Raw genomic sequence first — 4,522 nt, forward strand, 5'->3', positions numbered from 1 at the left:
CCGGCACCGGCGTGAAGACCGGCGGCGGAGCGGCGCGACGCGGAAGGTCGGCGGCGAAGGCCGAGCCGGCGGCGGTGACGGCAACGAGCGCGGTGGCGCTCTTGAGCAGGGTCTTCATCATCTGGTCCTCACACTCGACGCGTGCCGCCGCGCGCTCGCGACAGGTCGGCACTGGGCCTCGATCGTTCAGGCCTCCTTCGGGTTGGCTTGATGCCGTGCCGCGCACCGACCGTCCGTGACGGCCCCTTGTGGCGCGCTGCCGTTGTTCCCTGAGGATACCTTGACCGTAAAACACGCCGCCAATGGTCAAGGTTCCGTTGCCGACACGTTTTTTTTCGGCGACCAGTTTGACAAAGTGTCGCAGGCGTCCGGGCGCGGTTTCGGCCGGTCGCGGCGGCGCTTCAGGGCAGCAGCGCGATCGCCGAGATCAACCGCCCGTAATCGGGCTCACCCCGGTGGGTGGTGCGGCGGAAGCTGTAGAAGCGGTCCGGGTCCGCGTAGGTGCAGAGGCGCAGGGCCGCGGCCTCCCCGATCCCCGCCTCCGCGAGGCGGGCCAGGATAAAGCCCGGCAGGTCGAACCGGGCGTGTCCGGGCCGCTCGGCCGGCCCGAGGAAGCGCTCCATGCCGGGCGCCTCGGCGGTGAAGCGGGCGACGAAATCGGGCCCCACCTCGTAGCTCGGCTGCTCGATCGTCGGCCCCAGCACCGCGACGATGCTCCGGCGCTCGGCCCCGAGCCGCTCCATCGCCGCGACCGTGGCGCCGACGATGCCCGTGAGCGCGCCCTTCCAGCCCGCATGCGCCGCGCCCACCACGCCGTTCTCGGGATCCGCGAACAGGATCGGGCCGCAATCGGCGGTGGCGATGCCGAGCGCGAGGCCCGGCACCCGCGTCACCATCGCGTCGGCGCGCGGGCGCTCGGCGAAGGGCGCCTCGACGGTGACCACCGCAGCGGAGTGCACCTGATAGAGGCCGACGAGGCGGTCGTCGGGAAGCCCGAGCTGCGCGCACATCCGGGCCCGGTTCTCGGACACGCGCTCCGGCACGTCGCTCGATCCGGTCCCGCCGTTGAGCGAGGCGTAGATCCCCTCCGAGACGCCGCCCTGCCGGGTGAAGAAGGCGTGGCGGATGGCGGCGTGCCCGCTCAGTTCCGGCGCTTCGATGACCATGGGCGAGTGTCCCGGCAACGTATGAGGCGCCTCGGCGCCGGCAGACCGCCTCGATAGCCGAACCGGAAGCCCGAGACGACGGTTGATCGCGCAGGAACCGCGAGGCCGGAGCCGCATTTCGCTGCGGCCGGACCGCCGGGGTCCGACTTCGGAGGAGGTGGACGATGTCTCAGAGGATCAAGCCCGACCGCCCGATCTGGCCGCCGCTGCCGGACACCGAGGTGAGAGCCGTGCCGTCGCCCGGGCCGGCCAAGGCGCCCCGCGCCGCGCCGCCGCAGGGCGGGAGCGGCCCGGGCACGGCCGGACCGCGAGCCCAGCGGGTGGCGCCGGCCACCGCGGAGGCCTTCGGCTCACTGGCCGGCTAGGCCGCCGGAGCCGGAGCCCCGGCCTCCGGGGCCGCGAGGGCCGGCAGCGGGCCCAGGCGCGGGTCGGCCACCCCCAGGACCTTGAACAGGCCGCCCATGCCGCGCTCGGCCGGATCGGTCAGGCGCGCGGCCGCCGCCTCGATCGCCCGAGCCTGCTCGGCGCCGGCCCGGGCCTTCAGCCGCTCGGCGCGCTCCGCGAGACCCATCGCCAGCAGGAAGTCGCGCTGTGTGACGGGCCCGTGCACCGCGGCGCCCTCGGCCGCGGCGGCGCGGGCGAGCGCGGCGAAATCGACGTGGACGGTGAGGTCGGCCGCGCCCGGCGCCGCCAGCGGGTCGGCGAAGGCATGGCCGGCGAGCGCCTGGAACGTGTCGCCGAAGCCCGGCCGGACGTGGCCGTAATCGATCGCCAGAAGGGCGCCGCCCGCGGCGCGGAAGCGCCGGCCGAGGGCGCGCACGAGGCCGAGCGCGGCGGAGGGCAGGGTCATCAGGGCGCCTTCGGGCGCCTCCGCGGCGATCTCGGGCACCGGATCGGGCGCGAGGCCGAAGGCGAGCCGCCCCTCGACGAGGCCGACGACCCGCTCGCACCAGCCGCGCCCGGTCCGCGCGAACTGGCGCGCCGGCAGGCAGTCGAGGAACTCGTTGGCGATCACGATCGCCGGGCCGGGGGGCAGGGTGTCGATGCCGTCGTGCCAAGTCACGTCGGCGCCGACGAGCCGCGCTTCCTGGGCCGCCCGCAGCACCGGGCTCGTCTCGACGAGGTGGACCGCGAGGCGGGCGTCCGGAGCGGCCGCCCGCAGCGCCCGGAGCGCGTCGGCCATGAGCGTGCCGCGGCCGGGGCCGAGCTCGACCAGGACGAGGTCGTCCGGCGCCCCCATCCGCCGCCGGACCAGCGCCACCCAGACGCCGAGGAGTTCGCCGAACATCTGGCTGATCTCGGGCGCGGTGGTGAAGTCGCCCCGCGCGCCCAGCGGGTCGCGGGTCCGGTAATAGCCGTGCACCGGGTGGCCGAGGCAGAGCGCCATGTAGCGATCGATCCCGATCGGACCGGTCTCGCGGATCAGCCCGGCGATCTCCGCGCCCAGCGGCGTGCTCACGCCTGCACCGCCCGGTCGGCGACGGCGGGCGCCTCGACGGGATGGCGCGGCCGGGTCCAGCCGCGGGCGGCGAGCACGATGTAGGCGAGGCCGACCAGCGCCATCGGCACGCAGAGCAGCATCCCCATGGTGATGCCGCCGCCGAGCGGCCCGAGATTGTCGCCGAACAGGAAGCCGAGCTGCCGGTCGGGCTCGCGGAAGAACTCGCAGGCCGTGCGGGCGAGCGCGTAGCCGAGCACGAAGAGGCCGCCGAGAAGCCCCGGCCGGCGGAAGCCGAAGCGGCGGACGGCGAGCGCCATCACGATGAAGAGCAGCAGGCCCTCGGTGGCCGCCTCGTAGAGCTGACTCGGGTGCCGGGGCAGGGGCCCGCCGCTCGGGAAGACGACGGCGTAGGGGAAGTCCGGCGCGACCCGGCCCCAGAGCTCGCCGTTCACGAAGTTGGCGATGCGGCCGAAGAACAGCCCGATCGGCACCACCACGGCGCCGATGTCGAGGAGGTTGTAGCCGTTGAGCCTGCGCACCCGGGCGAAGAGCAGGAAGGCCAGGATGGCGCCCAGGAAGCCGCCGTGGAACGACATGCCGCCGTTGCGGATCGCGAAGATCTCGACAGGGTCGGAGAGGTAGAGCGGCAGGTTGTAGAACAGCACGTAGCCGATGCGCCCGCCCAGCACGACGCCGAGCGCCACCCAGACCACGAGGTCGTCGATGTCGGCGACGCTCGGGCGCCGCACCACGCCCCAGAGGGAATCGGCCATCACGAGGCGGCGGGCGTAGTACCAGCCGCCAATCAGCCCGGCGATGTAGGCCAGCGCGTACCACTTGATGGTGATCGGCCCGATGGCGAGGGCGACCGGGTCGATCGCCGGGAAGGGCAGGGCGAGGAGCGGCGGCATCGGCGCGCTTTCCGGCTGTGTCGGGAGCGCGGGCTGTGGACCCGCGGGCGGCGCAGCGTCAACCCACGGCCCCGTGGGGTGGCCGCGCCGCCTCCTAGAACGGCAGCTTCATGCCGGGCGGCAGGGGCAGGCCCTTGGTCAGCTCGGCCATGCGCTCCTGCGCCACCTGCTCGGCCTTGCCGCGGGCGTCGTTGATCGCGGCGACCACGAGGTCCTCCAGGATCTCGCGCTCGTCGGCGACCATCAGGCCGGCGTCGATCTGCACCGCCTTGGCCAAGCCCTTGGCGGTCATCGTGACCCGCACGGCGTCGCCCCCGGCGGCGCCCGTGACCTCGACGCCGTCGAGTTCGGTCTGCAGGTTGGCCATCTTCTCCTGCATGGCCTGGGCCTGCTTCATGATGCCCATGAGGTCGCGCATGCGGCTCGTCCCGTCTCGCTGATGATGGCTCGGATGTAAGGCGCCGCCCCGCGCGGCGCTACGCCTCGTCGTCGGCGCCCTCCGCCTCGGCGGCGTCGGCCTCGCCCAGGATCTCGGCCTCGGCGGTCGCCGGCCCCTCGGGGGCGAGGTCGCGTACGTCGACGATCTGGGCGCCGGGGAAACGGGCCATCACCTCGCGCACGAGCGGGTGCGCGGCGGCGCTCTCGCGGCGGCTGGCGTCGGCGGCCCGGCTCTGCTGGTCGAGGGTGGAGGCGCCCTCCTCGCGGGCGAGCGTGACCACCCAGCGCTGGCCGGTCCAGGCCTCGATCGCGCGGGCGAGGTCGGTGGCGAGGGTCTTGCGCCCGCCCTCGGCGAGGCGGAACTCGATGCGGCCGGCCTCGAAGCGCACGAGGTGGACGTCGCGCTCCAGCGCCGCCTTCAGCAGGATGTCGCGGCGCTCGCCGGCGAGCGCGACCACGTCCTCGAAGCGGGCGAGCCGCGGGCCGGCCGCCTCGACGGCGCGGACGGGCGGCGCGGCCGCGACGGGCGGCGGGGCCGGCTCCGGCGCCGGTACCAGCGGCTGGCG

General features: G+C 74.7%; 5 protein-coding genes and 1 pseudogene. 1 reads left to right on the forward strand and 5 read right to left on the reverse strand.

Annotated elements, in window-relative coordinates; translation table 11 throughout:
• Positions 1-401: 401 nt before the first annotated feature.
• Positions 402-1,166: a peptidoglycan editing factor PgeF gene (gene pgeF / locus AX737_RS29640; RefSeq protein WP_066927596.1), complete on the reverse strand. Its 765-nt coding sequence runs from the start codon at positions 1,164-1,166 to the stop codon at positions 402-404.
• A gap of 164 nt (positions 1,167-1,330) precedes the next feature.
• Here pgeF and AX737_RS29645 point away from each other — a divergent pair, with 164 nt between their 5' ends.
• Positions 1,331-1,531 (forward strand): hypothetical protein, encoded by a 201-nt coding sequence (locus AX737_RS29645; RefSeq protein WP_066927598.1) that lies wholly within the window; start codon positions 1,331-1,333, stop codon positions 1,529-1,531.
• Here the strand turns inward: AX737_RS29645 and AX737_RS29650 are convergent.
• The 4 genes and pseudogenes from AX737_RS29650 to AX737_RS29665 form a co-directional block, all read right to left on the reverse strand.
• Positions 1,528-2,625: an SAM-dependent methyltransferase gene (locus AX737_RS29650; protein WP_066927600.1), complete on the reverse strand. Its 1,098-nt coding sequence runs from the start codon at positions 2,623-2,625 to the stop codon at positions 1,528-1,530. The two genes, AX737_RS29645 and AX737_RS29650, sit on opposite strands and share 4 nt — an antisense overlap.
• A complete protein-coding gene (gene lgt / locus AX737_RS29655; protein ID WP_066927602.1) occupies positions 2,622-3,518 on the reverse strand; it encodes a prolipoprotein diacylglyceryl transferase in 897 nt (298 codons plus the stop codon). The genes AX737_RS29650 and lgt overlap by 4 nt, the downstream gene beginning before the upstream one ends.
• Positions 3,519-3,612: 94 nt before the next feature.
• Complete coding sequence (locus AX737_RS29660; protein WP_066927604.1) at positions 3,613-3,936, reverse strand: YbaB/EbfC family nucleoid-associated protein; 324 nt, start codon at positions 3,934-3,936, stop codon at positions 3,613-3,615.
• 58 nt (positions 3,937-3,994) lie between these two features.
• Positions 3,995-4,522: pseudogene (locus AX737_RS29665) on the reverse strand (DNA polymerase III subunit gamma/tau); the annotation flags it as partial.

The sequence above is a fragment of the Methylobacterium sp. CCH5-D2 genome (assembly GCF_001556475.1).
GTDB lineage: Bacteria > Pseudomonadota > Alphaproteobacteria > Rhizobiales > Beijerinckiaceae > Methylobacterium > Methylobacterium hispanicum.

Bases quoted from the DNA above. Each gene is read 5' to 3' on its own strand.
- pgeF (WP_066927596.1), bottom strand. From the start codon at position 1,166: ATGGTCATCGAAGCGCCGGAACTGAGCGGGCACGCCGCCATCCGCCAC.
- AX737_RS29645 (WP_066927598.1), top strand. From the start codon at position 1,331: ATGTCTCAGAGGATCAAGCCCGACCGCCCGATCTGGCCGCCGCTGCCG.
- lgt (WP_066927602.1), bottom strand. From the start codon at position 3,518: ATGCCGCCGCTCCTCGCCCTGCCCTTCCCGGCGATCGACCCGGTCGCC.
- AX737_RS29660 (WP_066927604.1), bottom strand. From the start codon at position 3,936: ATGCGCGACCTCATGGGCATCATGAAGCAGGCCCAGGCCATGCAGGAG.